Source organism: Pseudomonas sp. Emmai, from assembly GCF_055179735.1.
Map to the genome: position 1 here is coordinate 3,023,512 of NZ_CM143685.1, position 16,205 is coordinate 3,039,716.

At 62.1% G+C, this 16,205-nt stretch carries 17 protein-coding genes; 6 read left to right on the forward strand and 11 right to left on the reverse strand.

Going from position 1 to position 16,205, the window contains the following annotated elements; all coding sequences use genetic code 11:
- Positions 1-44: 44 nt before the first annotated feature.
- The 7 genes from astA to ACY4LX_RS13880 all read right to left on the reverse strand — a co-directional run bounded on the left by astA (position 45) and on the right by ACY4LX_RS13880 (position 7,270).
- Positions 45-1,079, reverse strand: coding sequence for an arginine N-succinyltransferase (astA, locus tag ACY4LX_RS13850; protein ID WP_463260234.1), 1,035 nt, complete (start codon positions 1,077-1,079; stop codon positions 45-47).
- 61 nt (positions 1,080-1,140) lie between these two features.
- Positions 1,141-2,157 carry an arginine N-succinyltransferase gene (locus tag ACY4LX_RS13855; protein WP_463260235.1) on the reverse strand — a complete coding sequence of 339 codons (1,017 nt, stop codon included), beginning with the start codon at positions 2,155-2,157 and terminating at the stop codon, positions 1,141-1,143.
- 121 nt (positions 2,158-2,278) lie between these two features.
- A complete protein-coding gene (locus ACY4LX_RS13860) occupies positions 2,279-3,628 on the reverse strand; it encodes an APC family permease (RefSeq protein WP_463260236.1) in 1,350 nt (449 codons plus the stop codon).
- A gap of 76 nt (positions 3,629-3,704) precedes the next feature.
- Positions 3,705-4,457, reverse strand: a complete 753-nt coding sequence (locus ACY4LX_RS13865) for an N-formylglutamate amidohydrolase (RefSeq protein WP_463260237.1) — start codon at positions 4,455-4,457, stop codon at positions 3,705-3,707.
- Positions 4,441-5,772, reverse strand: coding sequence for a type I glutamate--ammonia ligase (locus ACY4LX_RS13870; RefSeq protein ID WP_463260238.1), 1,332 nt, complete (start codon positions 5,770-5,772; stop codon positions 4,441-4,443). Before ACY4LX_RS13870 ends, ACY4LX_RS13865 begins: the two co-directional genes overlap by 17 nt.
- Positions 5,769-6,413 (reverse strand): cysteine hydrolase family protein, encoded by a 645-nt coding sequence (locus tag ACY4LX_RS13875; protein WP_463260239.1) that lies wholly within the window; start codon positions 6,411-6,413, stop codon positions 5,769-5,771. Before ACY4LX_RS13875 ends, ACY4LX_RS13870 begins: the two co-directional genes overlap by 4 nt.
- A 2-nt stretch (positions 6,414-6,415) precedes the next feature.
- Positions 6,416-7,270, reverse strand: coding sequence for a MurR/RpiR family transcriptional regulator (locus ACY4LX_RS13880; RefSeq protein WP_463260240.1), 855 nt, complete (start codon positions 7,268-7,270; stop codon positions 6,416-6,418).
- Positions 7,271-7,734: 464 nt separating this feature from the next.
- Between ACY4LX_RS13880 and ACY4LX_RS13885 the strand changes: the two genes are divergently transcribed.
- Both ACY4LX_RS13885 and cobF read left to right on the forward strand, forming a co-directional pair.
- The gene (locus tag ACY4LX_RS13885; RefSeq protein ID WP_463260241.1) at positions 7,735-8,307 is read left to right on the forward strand and encodes a histidine phosphatase family protein; all 573 of its coding nucleotides are present in this window, start codon (positions 7,735-7,737) and stop codon (positions 8,305-8,307) included.
- On the forward strand, positions 8,307-9,071 hold the full coding sequence (gene cobF, locus ACY4LX_RS13890) for a precorrin-6A synthase (deacetylating) (protein WP_463260242.1): 765 nt from the start codon (positions 8,307-8,309) through the stop codon (positions 9,069-9,071). Before ACY4LX_RS13885 ends, cobF begins: the two co-directional genes overlap by 1 nt.
- Positions 9,072-9,203: 132 nt before the next feature.
- Here cobF and ftrA read toward each other — a convergent pair whose 3' ends face one another.
- Entirely contained in the window at positions 9,204-10,172 is a 969-nt protein-coding gene (gene ftrA / locus ACY4LX_RS13895; protein WP_463260243.1) for a transcriptional regulator FtrA, read from the reverse strand.
- Between the two features lie 101 nt (positions 10,173-10,273).
- Between ftrA and ACY4LX_RS13900 the strand changes: the two genes are divergently transcribed.
- Entirely contained in the window at positions 10,274-10,699 is a 426-nt protein-coding gene (locus ACY4LX_RS13900; protein WP_149658627.1) for a rhodanese-like domain-containing protein, read from the forward strand.
- Between the two features lie 84 nt (positions 10,700-10,783).
- Here the strand turns inward: ACY4LX_RS13900 and ACY4LX_RS13905 are convergent, their stop codons facing one another.
- The gene (locus ACY4LX_RS13905) at positions 10,784-11,422 is read right to left on the reverse strand and encodes a type 1 glutamine amidotransferase (RefSeq protein WP_463260244.1); all 639 of its coding nucleotides are present in this window, start codon (positions 11,420-11,422) and stop codon (positions 10,784-10,786) included.
- A 342-nt stretch (positions 11,423-11,764) separates the two neighbouring features.
- Between ACY4LX_RS13905 and ACY4LX_RS13910 the strand changes: the two genes are divergently transcribed.
- The 3 genes from ACY4LX_RS13910 to ACY4LX_RS13920 all read left to right on the forward strand — a co-directional run bounded on the left by ACY4LX_RS13910 (position 11,765) and on the right by ACY4LX_RS13920 (position 14,658).
- A complete protein-coding gene (locus tag ACY4LX_RS13910; protein WP_149658625.1) occupies positions 11,765-12,544 on the forward strand; it encodes an ABC transporter substrate-binding protein in 780 nt (259 codons plus the stop codon).
- 112 nt (positions 12,545-12,656) lie between these two features.
- Positions 12,657-13,769, forward strand: coding sequence for a M14 family metallopeptidase (locus tag ACY4LX_RS13915; RefSeq protein WP_463260245.1), 1,113 nt, complete (start codon positions 12,657-12,659; stop codon positions 13,767-13,769).
- A gap of 172 nt (positions 13,770-13,941) precedes the next feature.
- Positions 13,942-14,658 carry an alpha/beta hydrolase gene (locus ACY4LX_RS13920; protein ID WP_463260246.1) on the forward strand — a complete coding sequence of 239 codons (717 nt, stop codon included), beginning with the start codon at positions 13,942-13,944 and terminating at the stop codon, positions 14,656-14,658.
- An 11-nt stretch (positions 14,659-14,669) separates the two neighbouring features.
- Here ACY4LX_RS13920 and ACY4LX_RS13925 read toward each other — a convergent pair whose 3' ends face one another.
- Both ACY4LX_RS13925 and ACY4LX_RS13930 read right to left on the reverse strand, forming a co-directional pair.
- A complete protein-coding gene (locus ACY4LX_RS13925; RefSeq protein WP_463260247.1) occupies positions 14,670-15,236 on the reverse strand; it encodes a DcrB/PsbP domain-containing protein in 567 nt (188 codons plus the stop codon).
- Positions 15,237-15,341: 105 nt separating this feature from the next.
- On the reverse strand, positions 15,342-16,127 hold the full coding sequence (locus ACY4LX_RS13930) for a hypothetical protein (RefSeq protein ID WP_463260248.1): 786 nt from the start codon (positions 16,125-16,127) through the stop codon (positions 15,342-15,344).
- Positions 16,128-16,205 lie beyond the last annotated feature (78 nt).

A 16,205-nucleotide genomic window follows, 5' to 3' on the forward strand; every position in this document is an offset into this window, starting at 1 on the left:
GCGAGCCCCCTCGCCACAGGGTGTGGGGAGGTCTCAAGATCCGCTCAAGCCGCCACCGCCTGCTGTGCCTGATCCAGCAACCGCACCGCCCGCACCGAGTTCCCCGGTTGCAGTTGCAGGCGTTTGGCGGTGAGGCGGTCGACGATCAGGCTGTTGCCCACCAGCCGCGCCTTGGCGGCGGTGATGCGGCAGTTTTCCATGCGCCGGTTGTGGATCAGCCACACCGGCGCCTGTTCGTCCGGGGTGCCGATGCCCAGCACGAGCGGCTGACTGTCGCGCACCGTACGTATTTTCGCGACCTGGGCTTCGATCACCGGCCCGCCATCGAAAATGTCGATGTAGTCCCGGTGGGCAAAGCCTTCGGCATTGAGGATTTTCAGCGCCGGCTCGGTGTTCGGGTGCGCCTTGCCGATCACGGCCTGGGCCTGCTCGGTGAGCAGGCAGGTGTACAGGGGTTGGCGCGGCATCAGTTCGGCGATGAACGATTTGTTGCCCAGCCCCGACAAGTGATCGGCGTGGCGGAAATCGGTTTTGAAAAAGTGCCGGCCGAGGCTGTCCCAAAACGGCGAGCGGCCTTGTTCATCGGCAGTGCCGCGCAGTTCGGCAATCAGTTTGTCGCCGAACAACTGCTGGAACTCGGCCACGAACAAAAGCCGCCCCAGGGACAACAACCGCCCGTTGTTGCCCTGGCGTTGATCGGGATGCAGGAACAGCGAACAGAGTTCCGATTGGCCGGTCATTTCGTTGTTCAGGAACAAGGTCGGGATCTGTTTCTGGATGCCCAGGTCCGGCGATGAACTGACGGTCAACCCGACCCGGTAGTTGTACCAGGGCTCGCGCATGCCGACGGCGCCGGTCAGGGCACTGACCCCGACCACGCGCTGATCGTCGTCTTCGAGCACGAACAGGTAATCGGCGTCGGCGCGCTCGACCTGTTCGGCGAAGGTCCGTTGCGCCCAGCGCACACGGTGGCCCAGGCGTTCCTCGCTGGCTGGCAGGGTGGTAAACCCGGGGCCGGCCTGTTGCACCAGCGCCATCAGGGCGGGCAGGTCGGTGACTTGAACCGGACGAACAATCATGATGCAGCTCCTATTGCGCGCGTGCTCGGGCGCTGTCGTTGGGCACGGGGCCGGGTGATGCTCACAGGGCGATCAGCCGGATCGGGCTGCCGTCGGTCACGTTCAGGGTCGCGCACATCTCGGCGCTCAGGCCCACCGGTTGTCCGGCGGTGTAATCCAGTTCGGCAACGATGGCCCGGTAATTCTTGAGCGAATCGTTACTGACCAAATAGCTGCCACGGGCGTCGATGACCTCGACTGGCTGCGCGGTAGCGACGTGGCTATTGGCGATGGAGCGAATACCCGGCGTACGTGCGTACAGCGTCGGGCCGCCGTCGAACAGGTCGATGTAGCTGTTGGTTTCGAAGCCTTCGCGTTCCAGGATGTCGAACGCTTCCTGGCCGTCGGGGTGGATGCGGCCGATACACGCCTGGGCCGACTGGGGCAGCATCGGCACGTAGATCGGGTATTGCGGCATCAGTTCGGCGAGAAAGGTCCGGCTCTCCAGGCCACACAGTCGTTCTGCCTCGGCATAAGGCAAATCGAAAAAGTGTTTGCCCAGGGCATCCCAGAACGGCGACTGACCTTGCTCATCGCTGTAGCCGACGATTTCGGTGATCACCGCGTCGGCGAAGCGCCCGGCATGCGCTGCGATAAACAACAGCCGCGCCCGTGACAGCAGTTCGGAAAACGGCGTGCACACCCGATCGGCATCGATGTGAAAGCCGCGCAGCAAGGTGTGGCCGCTGAGGTCGTGACACAACGACAGCGCCGGCACGCCATGCTCGATATTCAGCTCCCGGGAGACGCTGGTGAAGTGGCGGTTGCGCAAGCTGTAGAACGGCTCGTTGAAGCCGGCGGTGGCGAGGATTTCCGAGCAGCCTGCCAGACGCTGGTTGACCAGGTCCTCGAGGACAAAAAAGTAGTTTTCCGGGCCATTGCCTTCAACGTCTTTGTTGAACGAGGCGCAGGAGTCGAGAATTTTCTCGCGCAGGCGCTCGCTGTCATCCGGCAGGGACGTGACGCCCACCAGGCTGTCACGAGCCAGTTGTTGCAACTGGGGCAGGTCGGTTAACTCGACTGGGCGAAAGACCAGCATGGATGTACTCCTGTATCAAAGGGTTCGGCGGTGGTGCCGTCGAACCTGACTATCACTGTCGGTGTCCACGCGTTAAATCGGCGGTCGCCTGATCTGTTGTCAGACGCCGCCCTTTTTCTTGTCAGACGTTGCTCGGGTCGGGCAGCGTCGTGCTGGCGCCCAGCTTGTTTAGAAAGAACAGATAGACCAGACCCAGGGCAATCCAGATCAGCCCGAGTTTCTGTGCATCGACGCCCATGTTGTACATGATGGCCGCGACGATGATGAAGCCGATCACCGGGCACAGCAGGTGACGGATCACCTGGCCGGATTTCTGCCGGCGCCAGTAGTAATTGATCACGGTCAGGTGCAGCAGCATGAACCCGCTCAAGGCGCCGAAGTTGACCAGGGAGGTCAGGGTGTCGACCGAGTTGATGAACAGGTAGCAGATCACCAGCGACAGCACCGCCACCAGGTAAATACTGATGTAGGGCGTGTTGTGTTTCGGGTGGACCTTGGCCAGCACTTTCGGCAGTTTGCCGTCCCGCGCCATGCCGAACAGCAGCCGCGATACCGCCGCTTGCGAGGTAATCGCCACCGCCACGCCCCAGGCCAGGGCCGTGGCCACGCCGGTGAGGGTCGCGAGCCAGCTGCCAGCCGCGATTTCAGCGATTTCATAAAATGCGGTATCGGCGGACTTGAAGCCCATGCCCGCTGCGAGGTCGGTGGCAATCCAGGTCTGCACGACGAAGATCACGCCCATCACCACCAATGTGATCAGCGCTGCCTTGCCGACGCTGCGGCCGGGGTCGCCCTTGATCTCTTCGGCGAGGGTGGAAATCGCGTCGAAGCCCAGGAACGACAGCACCGCAATTGACACTGCTTGCATCAGCAGGGCGAAGTTGAAGGTTTCGGGGTTGTACAGCGGCGCCAGGGTCAGCTCACCGTGACCGCCGCCGCTGTGCAGGGCATTCCAGGCGTAGAACAGGAAAATCCCCAGTACCACCAGTTGCGCCAACAGAAAGACGATGTTCATCCGCGCGGTAAAGGTGATGCCGCGCAGGTTGACGAAGGTCGCGCTGACCAGGAACGCCAGGATGAAACCGACTTTCGGGATGTCCGGGTACAGGTGATTCAGCGCCATCGCCGCGTAGACGTACAGCAGCGGCGGAATCAGCAGGTAATCAAGCAGCATCAACCAACCGGCGATAAACCCGACGTGTTGATTCAGGCCCCGTTGGGCGTAGGAATATACCGAGCCGGCAATCGGAAACGCCCGGGCCATGCTGCCGTAGCTGAGGGCGGTGAACAGCATCGCCACCATGCCGATGATGTACGCCAGGGGGACCATGCCCGGCGCTTCGGCGTTGACGTAGCCATACACGCCGAACGGAGCGATGGGGATCATGAAAATCATCCCGTACACCACCAGGTCCGTCAGCGTCAGGCTGCGTTTCAACTCCTGCTTGTAGCCGAATTCTTCTATTTCCATGAAGCGTTTCTCCTTGTCAGTCATTCAGGCATTTTTTTAGTTTTTATACCGGTACCACACAGCGTTCAGCGTGTTCCTACAGCAGCGGGCCGAGGTAGCCGGCCCAACGATCAATCGCCTCGGGGGTCCGCAGCAGGTCGTTGCGCACCTCGATCAGCACCGATTCCAGCCCGCGGGCATCGCCGTGCACCGGCACGGTCATGTCCCCCTGCGGGTCGATCTTGTACGGCTGATTGCCGGCCACTTTAAGCGGATGCCGGCTCAATCCGTCAATAATCCGTTGGGCGTATTGCCGGGCTTCGCCGAACAGTACGCCGGCCTCCAGCACTCGGGGCTGACCGTAATAAACCGGGGTGAAACTGTGAATCCCCACCACACGCACCGCTCGCCCTTGCGCCAGGCGCTCGTCGATCAGGCTTTGCAGCCGGGAGTGAAACGGCGAGAACAGCGCCTGCCGACGATAGTCCCGGGCCGCTTCATCCAGTTGCTGGTTGCCCGGCACCTGATAGATCTCGCTCTGCCCCGGAATGCTGTCCGGGGCATGGCGTGGGCGGTTGAGGTCGATCAACAGCCGCGAATAATTGGCCGCCAGCAAGGTCACGCCGAGGGTGTCGGACAAGCGCTTGGCCAGGGCCAGGGCGCCGATGTCCCAGGCAATGTGTTCGCGGGCGGCCTCATGGCTCAAGCCCAGGTCATTCAACGCCGACGGGATAAAACGGCTGGCGTGTTCGCACACCAGAATCAACGGGTGCTCGCTGGCTTCCCGGCTCAGGGTGTACGGGGGCTCGGTGTAGAGCCCCGCTTCAACGGATTCAGTACAGACGGGCATAGTGCTCACAAAGGTCGGCGGGCGAGAGCTGTTCCGTCAGCGTCAATTCCTCGGTTTTCAGGGCGAAATAGGTGTCGAGCAAGGCCTGGGGCAAAGCTTCGATCAGCGCCGCGCTGTTGCGCAGGCAGTCCAGGGCCTGGGCCAGCGAGGCGGGCAGGGCGACGATGCCCCGGGCCTGGCGTTGTTCTTCGTTCAAGGCATCGGGGATTTCATCGGTGATGGCGTTCAGGGCCAGGCGTTGCTCGATGCCCAGACGCCCGGCAATCAGCAGTGCGGCCATGGCCAAATGCGGTGAGGCAGTGGCGTCCATGGCGCGGAATTCGAGGTTGTATTGCGCCGCCACGGATTTGCCGCCCAGGCTCACCGTCGGGCAAATCCGCAGCGCCGCTTCGCGGTTGCGCTGGCCGAGGCAGGCGTAGGAGGCGCTCCAGTGATGGGGCTGCAAACGCTCGTAGGACACCGGCGTCGGCGCGGTAAAGGCGCACAGGGCCGGCAAATAATGCAGCACGCCGGCGGCCCAGTGCTGGCCGAGGGTCGACAGGCCATTGGTGGTGCCGGCGTCGTACAGCAGCGGTTGCCCGGCCAGGTCTTGCAGGCTGACGTGCAGATGCACGCCGTTGCACACCGCGTGCTCGGCGGTCTTTGGTGCGAAGCTCAGGCCCAGGCCCATTTGCCGGGCGATTTCCCGGGTGATCTCGCGCACGTTGACCGCACGATCCGCCGCCGCGACACCCAGGGCCGGACGGCAGGTGATTTCGTATTGGTGCTTGCCGTACTCCGGCAGAAACATTTCCGGCTCGACGCCACCGGCACGCAAGGCACTGAGCAGCCAGCCGCCAAACTCGGCACCCTGGCGCTGGGCTTCAAGGGTGAACGCCAGGTGTTCGGCGGCCCCGCAATCCAGATTGAATTCATGTTCGAACGCCGCGTTGACCTGCACACCCAATTCGGCCCGATAGCGTTCCACTTCGTTGCGCAGCAATGTGCGCGGGCAAGCGCTCCAGGGACGGCCATCGGTTTCGCGGATGTCACCGTGGATGAAATCCAGCGCCGGGGCGTTGGCGTCCGGGCCGTTGTTGACCGTGACCCGGCTGCTCAGCTCGGGAATCAAGCGCAAGTCACCGTAGGCGCCCCACGGATTGGTCGAGGCAATCACGTCTTGCGGCGTCAGCGCGCTATTGGCCGGCACCCAGCCACAACCGGCAGCCTGATAATGCTCCAGCTCATCCGTCGGAAAGGAACGGCCACGGGTCACGCCGATCAGGTCGGTGGTCACGATCGTGGTCATCGGCACCGGCAACAGGCGTGCGCTCATGGCTGCATCTCCTGCAAGCGGGCGAGCACCGTCTGGGTATCGGTAATCCAGCAGTAACCCTTGATCGCGTTAAGGCAGGCCTGATGGCGTTCCGGGGTGTAGGTGGCGCAGGCGTCTTCCACCATCGTCACCAGATAGCCACGGTCGGCGGCGTCGCGCACGGCCATGTCCACGCACTGGTCGGTGACGATGCCAGCGATGATCAGATGCCGCGTGCCAAGGTTGCGCAGCACATAGTCGATGTTGGTGGAGTTGAAGACCCCGGAGGAGGTCTTGGGCAGCACGACTTCGTTTTCCGTCGGTGTCAGGTCGTCGATGATCCGCGCCTGCGGGCTGCCCTTGGGCAGGTGCATGTCCGAGAGTTTGTGGTCCAGGGAGCGGTCGCGGCCATCGGCGGTGAGGCTTTCGATCAGGGTGTGCAGCACGTTCTGTCGGGCGCTGCGAAAGGCGCTGAGCAACCGCCGCTGGTTAGGCACCACCTGCATGTGGGTGCGGGTCAGGAAATACTCGGCGTCCGGCCCGTTGAGGTGCGGGTCGAACTGCGGTTCGAGCCAGGCACGTTGCATGTCGACCAGCAACAGCGCGGTGTGGTCGGTGACAAACGGCAGGTCGCGGGGCGAGCGGTGGGGGAGCGTAAACATCCTTATTTTTCCTCCAGCAGGTGGGTGTCGAAGTCGGAGCGCAGGTTGTCGATGCCTTCCAGGCGATCGGCCAGATCGGGGCTGCGCAGGGTCAGGCAGGCGATCAGTGCTTCAATCTGCGCCAGTGCCGGGACCATGCTGTCGAATGCCGACACCGATTCCACCGGCGCACTGATGATCAAATCGGCCATTTCCCGCAGCGGCGAAGCATAGATGTCGGTGAACAGCACCACCCGCGCATAGCGGTTTTTCGCCGCACTGGCGACCCGTCGGGCCTGGCACTGGTAACGCCGATAATCGAACACCAGCACCACGTCCTGGCGCTGCACGTCGAACAAGCGGTCCGGCAGTTGGGCGTTGTCCTCCAGGGCAAAGCAGCCGGGACGCAGCAAGCGCAAATGGTTGAGCAAATAGTTGGCGAGGAAACTGCTGAAGCGTCCGCCGAAGCAGTGCACTTGATGGCGCACGTCGAGCAGCCATTCCACCAGGATCCGTATGTCTTCGGGTTGGGTCAGGGCCTGGGTTTCCACCAGCGAGCGATGGGTTTCAGCCAGGTAATGACTCCACGGATCGTCTTTTTGCAGGTGGGCGCGGGGTTGCAACAGGGCACTGGGGGAACGCAGGCGGTGGTCCATGTCACTGAGCAGGGCGTCCTGGAATTCGGCGTAACCGCCGAAGCCAAGTTTTTTCACCAGCCGCACAATGGTCGGATCGCTGACACCGGCATGCTCGGCCAAACGCGACATCGGGCCCAGTCCGTTACGCGGGTACTGGTCCAGCAAGGCGCGGATGACTTTACGTTCCGACGGCGTGAGGTCCAGGCCGGGATCGGTGATCAGGTCTCTAAGGGGGGGCATCCGGGCTCCTGCTGGATGGGTGTGTCGGTTTTGCTTCACATTTCGCTAAAACAGTATTTATGTAACGCACGCTACATGTCTAGTGAATTTTTGAGCGTGCGTGCCAGGCGCTGAAATGGGGCGAAACGCCCGTGTCATAAGGCCTACGCGGATGTCGACTGAGGGTGTAGGACATTGTCCATGGCGGTGTCGGAAATCGCCGTTTTCCATGGGTAAGTTGTTCGCGACAGGCTGGGAATAACGGGCGGCAAGGCTGCTTTTTGTGGTGAGGAGTTTGCTCCCGCTGGGCTGCGCAGCGGCCTCCGACGGCGGTTGCTGTGCAACCGGGCGCGAGCAAGCTCCCTCGCCACAGGTTCGGGCACCTTTGACTGATCGCTTTACCCCAAAGCTCTGTCTTGCGGCACAATCAGGCAATTGTTTGCGGCATGTTGCCGTTTCGCGTTTCCAATAAAAGAGTGATGCCCGTGCAGGCGACCCGTTTGACCCTGATTTGCCACGCCCGAACCGTCGCACAAAAACTGGCGCGTTTTCCTGCGGATGAGTCGGTGGAAATGGTCTGGCAATCGGCGAAGTGTTCGCGCCGTGGATCTTCCAAGGTCGCGCCGCGCCTGCTGTGTGGTCCCGAAGCTCGCACACGCGAAACCGCCGAACTGTTCGGCAGTGATGCACACATTGTCGAAGCGTTGAGGGATTGCGATTTTGGTCGCTGGCAAGGTCAGCGAATCAGTGAGCTGCAAAAAACCGAGCCCGAGGCGCTCCAGACCTGGCTCGACGACCCGCACTCCGCGCCCCACGGCGGGGAGTCCGTGGTGCAACTCGGTGAGCGCGCCGCCGCCTGGCTGGCGACGCTGGAGACGACGCCGGGCGACATCATCGCCATTACCCATCCCTATGTGGTTCGCGCCGTACTGACCCATGTCCTGCAAAGCACGGCGTTCAACCTGATCGACGTCGAACCGTTGTCGGCCATCGAACTGCGGTTCACCGGACGCTGGCGGTTACGCTTGATGAGCACTGATGTTGACGGAGGCTTTTGATGAAAACGTTGTTGGTCATCGGTATCGGTGCCGGTAACCCGGACTACATCACGATGCAGGCGGTGAAGGCGCTGAATCAGGCGGACGTGTTTTTCCTCATGGACAAGGGCCAGAGCAAAGACAAGTTGATCGACCTGCGCCGCGAGATCTGCGAGCGCTACATCACCGATCACCCTTACCGGTTCGTCGAAGCCCACAGCCCGGAACGGGAACGTGGCGATGTGGACTACAAGGCCAGTGTCGATGAGCTGAACCTGGCCAAGCAGCGCACCTTCGAACGCCTGATCAACGAGGAAATGTCCGACGGCCAGTGCGGCGGATTCCTGGTGTGGGGCGACCCGGCGCTGTACGACAGCACCGTGCGCATCTTGCAGGCGATCCTGGCTTCGGATCGCTGTGAGTTTGAGTTCGAGGTGATCCCCGGCATCACCAGCGTCCAGGCCTTGGCAGCACAACATAAGGTGCCGCTGAACCGCATCGGCCGCTCGATAGAAATCACCACGGGCCGGCGGCTGGCGGCGGGGCAGGTGAGTGACGCCGACAGTCTGGTGGTGATGCTCGACGCCGAAGATTCCTACCAGCAGGTGGCCGATCAGGAGACAGAGATTTACTGGGGGGCCTACCTGGGCACGCCGGATGAAATCCTGATCAGCGGCAAGCTCAGGGATGTGGCGGATGAGATTGAGCGGGTGCGCAAGGCGGCACGGCTGGCGAATGGGTGGATTATGGATACCTATTTGTTGCGTAAGCCTTTAGATAAATAGTGACTGGGCGGGCCTCTTCGCGGGCAAGCCTCGCTCCTGCAGGTTCGCGGTGTTTGGGTTGACGCATTCGTACGGAGTGGCGGTGATCCTGTAGGAGCGAGGCTTGCCCGCGAAGGCGTCCTCAAGAACACCTCAAAAAATCGCCTCCCGCCCAAACCGCTCCCGATACACCGACGGCGGCACCCCGACCACGCTGCGAAACGCCACCCGGAAGCTCTCCACCGAACGATAGCCACAGCGCTCGGCGATCTGCTCGGTGTTATCGACCGTGCTCTCCAGCAACTCCCGGGCCCGGGCCAGGCGTTGATGCTGCAGCCAGGTCTTGGGTGACTGACCACTGGCCTCGGTGAAGCGACGCAGGAAGGTGCGTTCACTCATCGCCGCCTCGCTGGCCAGGTCACGCACTTCCAGCGGTTCGTGCAAACGCTCCCGCGCCCATTGCATGACCCGTGACAAATCGCTGCGAGGCGTTGGGCTGACCGGCGTAGGAATAAACTGCGCCTGACCGCCCGTGCGTTGCGGCGACATCACCAGCCGCCGCGCCACCGAGTTGGCCACCTGCGTGCCAAAGTCCCGCGCCACCAGGTGCAGACAGGCGTCAATGCCGGCCGCGCTGCCGGCTGAGGTGATCAGCTGACCCGAATCGACATACAGCACGTCCGGGTCCACCTGGATATTCGGGAAACGCTCGGCCAGCTCCGTGGCATAGCGCCAATGGGTGGTGGCGCGATGACCATCCAGCAAACCGGTGGCCGCCAGCACAAACACCCCGGAACAGATCGACAGCAATCGCGCGCCCCGGGCATGGGCCTGGCGCAACGCGCTGAGCAAGGCTTCGGGCACCGGCGCCTGGCGATCGCGCCAACCGGGGATGAGGATGGTCCGGGCCTGTTCCAGCAACGCCATGCCGCCATCCGCCAGTACCTGAATGCCACCCATGGCGCGCATCGGGCCTTCATCCACGGCGACAATCCGATGGGTGTACCACGGGAAATCGAACTCCGGCCGGGCCAGGCCGAAGATCTCCACGGCGATGCCGAACTCGAAGGTGCAGAGGCCGTCGTAGGCCAGAATCGCGACTAATCCAGGGTTGGGCTGCATTTGGCGGAAAGTTCCCGGTAGGTGTCTTGTGCGCCACTGTAGCGGCAAGCGGCGGGCAGATAAAGTCTGCCTACACCCACCAAGACTAAGGACTACACCCCATGACCAGCCTGGTTCGTCAAATTCCCGCAGCGCCCTCCGCCATTGCCCTGATGCACTTCAGCAATCGCCTGACGTTCGAAACCGATTGTTCCGACGTGTATGGCAGCCAACAGGCCGGCGAAGTGGATTTCGTGCTGGTCGATACCCGCGGCCCGTTGGCGTTTGAGCGTGGGCATGTGCCGGGGGCGATCAACATGCCTGGACGACTGATGACCGCCGAGACCTTGTCGGCGTATCCCACCTCCAGTGTGTTCGTGGTCTATTGCGCCGGGCCGCACTGCAACGGCGCCAACAAGGCCGCGGTGAAACTGGCGGCGCTGGGTTACCCGGTCAAGGAGATGATTGGCGGGGTGACGGGGTGGCTGGATGAGGGGTTTGAATTGAGTGTTAAAGCAGTGCTCGGCCCCATCGGTTGCGAATGCTGACGATCAAACACTGTTGATCCCTGTGGCGAGGGGGCTTGCTGTGGCGAGGGGGCAAGCCCCCTCGCCACAAAAGCGCCCCGAGCATCAGTTCAACGAATCGGCCCACCACTGATCCAGCATCTGCTGCAACCACTCAAACACCGCCCCATGCGCCACGCTGTCATCCTGCCCCCGTGGCAATGGCGACTCATCGCCAAAATGCTCGTTCAGCAGCATCACTGATTCAGCATCCCACTCCGGATGAAACTGCAGCCCCACCCGCGTCGCCCCGACCCGATACAGCTGCTGCTCACAGGCCTCGCTACTCGCCAGCAATTGCGCGCCTGGTGGCAGATCGATCGCGTCTTCGTGCCATTCCAGCACGGTCAACGTCTGGCCATCGGCAAAGCTCAACGCCGTCCAGCCCGTTTCAGGCCGGGTCATGCGCCGCACCTTCCCGCCCAGGCTCAACGCCAATAACTGCGCCCCCAAACAAATGGCGAACACCGCCGCGCCTTGATCGAGATTGGCCGTCAGCCACTGACGCTCATCTTCCAGCCAGGCCGGCCCGGCGTTGGACTCATAAGGCCCACCCAACAGGATTACCGGCCCCGCACCCACCGGCGGCAATTGCCCGAGGTCGGCGCGAAAGACGTTCAGCGTGATCCCGCGCAACCGGGCCCATTCGGCAATGGCACCGGGGCCTTCGGCGGGGTGGTGCTGGATCAAATTCAACTCGGGCATCGGGTTTCTCTGGTGGGAGGCGGGTGGCGCCAATGTGCCGCAAAAAAGCCTTCGTCGCCAGTCAGGTGCCGCGCCTGTTTCGATGGCGACTATTCAGTCGGATAAGTACCTGAACTCCGTAGGTTTTATCCGAAAGCAGGACGTGTCCTACAGTTTTTGCACTGTCGTGGCGCACGCGTCTAAACCGCCGATTGGGTCGGCCACTTTTCTATAAGTATTTGTCGCATCCACACAATTGGCTGGCCGAAAGCCACTCTAGACTGCCGGCCACTTCGGCTTTCACCTGCCGAAACTGCCAATCGAAAGCTGCCAATAAAAGCCTCCGCACACATGGAGTTATAAATGAAGAAGCTAGTGATGTTCGGTGCCCTGGCACTGTCGATGTTGTCCCTGACCGCCGTGGCCGATGACGCCAAGCCGATCCGCATCGGTATCGAAGCCGGTTACCCGCCATTCTCGATGAAAACCCCTGACGGCAAACTCACCGGTTTCGACGTGGACATCGGCGACGCGCTGTGCGAGCAGATGAAAGTGAAGTGCACGTGGGTCGAGCAAGAGTTCGACGGCCTGATCCCGGCGCTGAAAGTGAAGAAAATCGACGCGATCCTGTCGTCCATGACCATCACCGACGACCGCAAGAAAAACGTCGATTTCACCATCAAGTACTACCACACCCCGGCGCGCTTCGTGATGAAGGAAGGCTCCGGCGTCAAAGACCCGCTGACCGAACTCAAGGGCAAAAAAGTCGGCGTGCTGCGTGCCAGTACCCACGACCGCTATGCCACTGAAGTGCTGGTCCCGGCCGGCATCAACCTGGTGCGTTACGGTTCGCAGCAGGAAGCCAACCTGGACATGGTCTCCGGTCGTATCGACGCAATGCTGGCTGACTCGGTCAACCTGAGCGACGGTTTCCTGAAAACCGACGCCGGCAAAGGCTTCGAATTCGTTGGCCCGACCTATGAAGACGCCAAGTACTTCGGCGGCGGCGCCGGCATCGCCGTGCGCAAGGGTGACAAAGCGCTGGCGGACCAATTCAACACCGCCATCACCGAGATCCGCGCCAACGGCAAGTACAAGCAAGTGCAGGACAAGTACTTCGCCTTTGACGTTTACGGCGAATAATCCAGCCGTTCAAAAAAGTGGCCACCGTTAACGCGGTGGCCATTTTTTTTGTGTCTCATGATCTACTCTGCGAACACATTTCCCTACGCATCGGCATCGACAGGACCCTTATATGCAACGCATCGACCACCCTCTGCCGTGGAGCCATTTGGGCACCGAACGCAGCCTCAGCGTGTTTCGTTTTGGCGACGGCGCGCGCAAGGTGTACATCCAGGCCAGCCTGCACGCCGATGAACTGCCGGGCATGCGCACCGCCTGGGAACTGAAAAAACGCCTGACCGAACTCGAAGCCCAAGGCCAGTTGCAAGGTGTTATCGAATTGGTGCCGGTGGCCAACCCGATCGGCCTCGACCAGCACCTGCAAGGCGCGCACATGGGCCGTTTCGAACTCGGCAGCGGCAAGAACTTCAATCGCTCGTTCGTCGAACTGAGCGCGCCGGTCGCCGCGTTGGTCGGTGCTCAATTGGGCGACGATGCCGAGGCCAACATCACGCTGATTCGCCAGGCGATGGGCCAGGTATTCGACGCTCTGCCGGCGCCGGCATCGCAACTGGAAGCCATGCACCGCGTGCTGTTGCGCCATGCCTGTGATGCCGATGTCACCCTGGATTTGCATTGCGACTTCGACGCGGCGATTCACATTTATGCCTTGCCGCAACAGTGGCCACAGTGGCAATCCCTGGCCGCACGCTTGAAGGCAGGCGTGGGATTGTTGAGTGAAGACTCCGGGGGCAGTTCGTTCGACGAGTCCTGCTCGACGCCGTGGTTGCGTCTGGCGCAGGCCTTCCCTGAGGCGGCGATTCCGCTGGCGAACCTGGCCACCACCGTGGAACTGGGCAGCATGGGCGACACCTGGGTCGATCAGGCCCAGGCCAATTGCGAGGCGATTCTGGGCTTTCTCGCCGAACAGGGTTTCATCAACGGTGACTGGCCAGCGGCACCGAGCGAATGCTGCGAAGGCATGCCGTTCGCCGGCACCGAATACCTGTTCGCCCCGCACCATGGCGTGGTCAGCTTTCTGCGCGAGGCGGGCGAATGGGTGGAGCAGGGCGATGCGCTGTTTGAAGTGGTCGATCCGTTGAGTGACCGTGTCACGACCGTGCGCGCCGGCACCAGCGGCGTGTTATTTGCGATTGATCGTGGACGCTACACCCAGCCGGGGACGTGGCAGGCGAAAGTCGCGGGGCGCGAGGCGTTTCGGGTTGGGAAGTTGACGAACGATTGATCCGGATTATTCGTTGCCTGTGACGGCCTCTTCGCGGGCAAGCCTCGCTCCTCCAAAAGCACCACCGTACCTGTAGGAGCGAGGCTTGCCCGCGAAGGCGGCCTCAACCACACCAAAAACCTCGGCAATGTTAGGGTACCCCCCGAATCCTGCGCCCTGTAAAGGAAGAAATATGCTGAAGTTTTTCGCTCTGCTCATGTGCCTGGCATCCGCCACGGTCCACGCTCAAACCGCGCTGCACACCGACCTGCCGCTCAAGTATCTGGAACAGGCCAACCCTGAGTCCCGCGATCAACCGCTGGTGATTTTTCTCCACGGCTACGGCAGTAACGAGCGAGATCTGTTCGGGATCAAGGACGAATTGCCGGCGCAGTACAGCTACCTGTCGGTGCAGGCGCCGGTGGCTCTGGATGCCGACAGTTATCAGTGGTTTCGCAAGAAAGGCGAAGGCGCCTACAACGGTGAGACCGATGATCTGAAGACCAGCGGCAAGGTGTTGCTGGATTTCATCGCCCAGGCAGCGAAGAAATATCACACCGACGCCAACAAGGTGTTCCTGGTGGGGTTCAGCCAGGGCGCGATCATGTCCTATGAGGTGGCGTTGCGTCATCCCGAGGCGGTGGGCGGGATTGCGGCGTTGAGCGGGCGGATATTGCCGGTGCTCAAGGCTGAGCTGAAACCGGATGAAAAACGCCAGTCACTGGCGATTTTCATCGGTCATGGCACCGAGGACAAACGCTTGCCGTTGGTTGACGGCACGGCGGCCAACAGCCTGTTGCAGAAGCTGTCACTCAAGCCTGAATTTCATACCTACGCAGGTCTGGGCCACAGCATCAGCGCTGCCGAGATCCAGGACTTGAACGCCTGGTTGCTGCGCCTCAACCCCTGAATCCCGCGGATTTACTTGCCGGTGATCTGCTTGACCAACGTGTCGTGACCCGCCTTGTCGGTTGGGCGCGAGATGATCTGAATCACCGTCATCCGGTTGCCGGAGCCGGCCATCAGTGTGGTGTTGAGGGTCTTGCCGCCACCCTGGGTGGCGGTGCTGTCGATCTGCCGCATGCCCAACCCGGTGCCTTTCATCGTCAGGCTTTTTTCGTTGAGCTTGGTGAAGTCCGGCAGGGCCTTGTGTTCAGCGGCGTCGAAATCGGCGGCGGTGCTGTCGAGGAACTCGCTGTCGTTGTCCTTAACGTTGACGCCCGGTGCCAGGTTGTTTTCAGCCGCGATCACCACGGTCTTGGTGGTTTCGTTGGCGTACATGGTGCCGGTTGCACCGGTCGCGCCGGGCGGCAGCGGGTTGGCGACGAAGCCCTTGGGCAGGGTGAATTTGAATTTGCCGCTGAGCAACGAGACTTTGATGGGCGCGGCGTCGCTGGCGGTGGCCTTGGCGGCATACACATTCATGGCCCCCAGGCTGGCAGCCGCCGTCAGCAACAGGACAACGGCTTTTTTACGGAACAATGACATAGAAACTCTCCAGGGATGGTCGCGCTAGGGGGCGATCATCCCATGGCGGTCGGGTCGCATCCAGCCCGGTGTACGTCCTGCGCTGTCGGGTAGGCAGTTTCTGGCCTACTCGTTCGCCACCCGCGAACGGCTTGTCACTGCCGGTTTCGCCAGCAAACGCCGAGTCACCCCGAGCATCCCCACGGACACCCCCACACCCAGGGCAAACGCCGGCAGGCCCAGGCTTGGCAACGTCAGCGCCAGCACCAGGCAGAACGCAGCGAACGAGTACATCCCGGTGGCGGTGGCACGCAGCAACGCGGCGGTAAACGCCGGGCCACGGGTTTGCTGGGAGAACACCGCCATCACGCTGCCCAATACCGGGAACACCGCCAGCAAGCCGCTCCAGCGCTCGCCCACCGTACTGGCCAGCAGCGTGACGGCCAGGGTCAGCAGCGCGCCGGCCACCATGCGCAGCAGCAGCTTGTCGGACTTGGGCTTGGGGCCTGAAACAATCGGCTGCACCGACGGAAACAGGTAAGGCGCGGCCAGCAGCGCGGTGGCGGCGGCGATCACCGAGAGGATCAGGGACGGCGGGATCAGCGAGAGCACGACGGCCACCGTTGCCCATACCAACATGGAAATCGCCAGCGCCCACGGCCACGCGGCCCGTTGCGCCACTTGGGCATAGGTCACGCAGAAGGCGATCATGGCAAACATCGCGGACAACGCAGCGGTCGCGGCTTGAGCAGCGAATACCTGGCCCTGCTCGATGGCGAGGAAAAACAGAATCGGCCCGACCACCACCGGCAGCCCCGACAACCACCCGGCCACGCTCGGCCCCCAACGTTTGCCCGCTAGGGAAATCAGCAGCAGAAACCCGGGAATCACCAGCAACTTGAGCAGCAGCACGCACGCACCTCCGACCTGTGTGAGGCGGCCACGTTAGCATTGCAGACGACGGATTGCTCTAGGGATGTCCGGATTTTG

Coding starts and splice junctions, on each gene's coding strand:
- ACY4LX_RS13925 (WP_463260247.1), bottom strand. CDS start 15,236: ATGTCATTGTTCCGTAAAAAAGCCGTTGTCCTGTTGCTGACGGCGGCT.
- ACY4LX_RS13910 (WP_149658625.1), top strand. CDS start 11,765: ATGAAGAAGCTAGTGATGTTCGGTGCCCTGGCACTGTCGATGTTGTCC.
- ACY4LX_RS13920 (WP_463260246.1), top strand. CDS start 13,942: ATGCTGAAGTTTTTCGCTCTGCTCATGTGCCTGGCATCCGCCACGGTC.
- cobF (WP_463260242.1), top strand. CDS start 8,307: ATGAAAACGTTGTTGGTCATCGGTATCGGTGCCGGTAACCCGGACTAC.
- ftrA (WP_463260243.1), bottom strand. CDS start 10,172: ATGCAGCCCAACCCTGGATTAGTCGCGATTCTGGCCTACGACGGCCTC.
- ACY4LX_RS13855 (WP_463260235.1), bottom strand. CDS start 2,157: ATGCTGGTCTTTCGCCCAGTCGAGTTAACCGACCTGCCCCAGTTGCAA.
- astA (WP_463260234.1), bottom strand. CDS start 1,079: ATGATTGTTCGTCCGGTTCAAGTCACCGACCTGCCCGCCCTGATGGCG.
- ACY4LX_RS13860 (WP_463260236.1), bottom strand. CDS start 3,628: ATGGAAATAGAAGAATTCGGCTACAAGCAGGAGTTGAAACGCAGCCTG.
- ACY4LX_RS13905 (WP_463260244.1), bottom strand. CDS start 11,422: ATGCCCGAGTTGAATTTGATCCAGCACCACCCCGCCGAAGGCCCCGGT.
- ACY4LX_RS13865 (WP_463260237.1), bottom strand. CDS start 4,457: ATGCCCGTCTGTACTGAATCCGTTGAAGCGGGGCTCTACACCGAGCCC.
- ACY4LX_RS13900 (WP_149658627.1), top strand. CDS start 10,274: ATGACCAGCCTGGTTCGTCAAATTCCCGCAGCGCCCTCCGCCATTGCC.
- ACY4LX_RS13915 (WP_463260245.1), top strand. CDS start 12,657: ATGCAACGCATCGACCACCCTCTGCCGTGGAGCCATTTGGGCACCGAA.
- ACY4LX_RS13875 (WP_463260239.1), bottom strand. CDS start 6,413: ATGTTTACGCTCCCCCACCGCTCGCCCCGCGACCTGCCGTTTGTCACC.
- ACY4LX_RS13880 (WP_463260240.1), bottom strand. CDS start 7,270: ATGCCCCCCCTTAGAGACCTGATCACCGATCCCGGCCTGGACCTCACG.
- ACY4LX_RS13870 (WP_463260238.1), bottom strand. CDS start 5,772: ATGAGCGCACGCCTGTTGCCGGTGCCGATGACCACGATCGTGACCACC.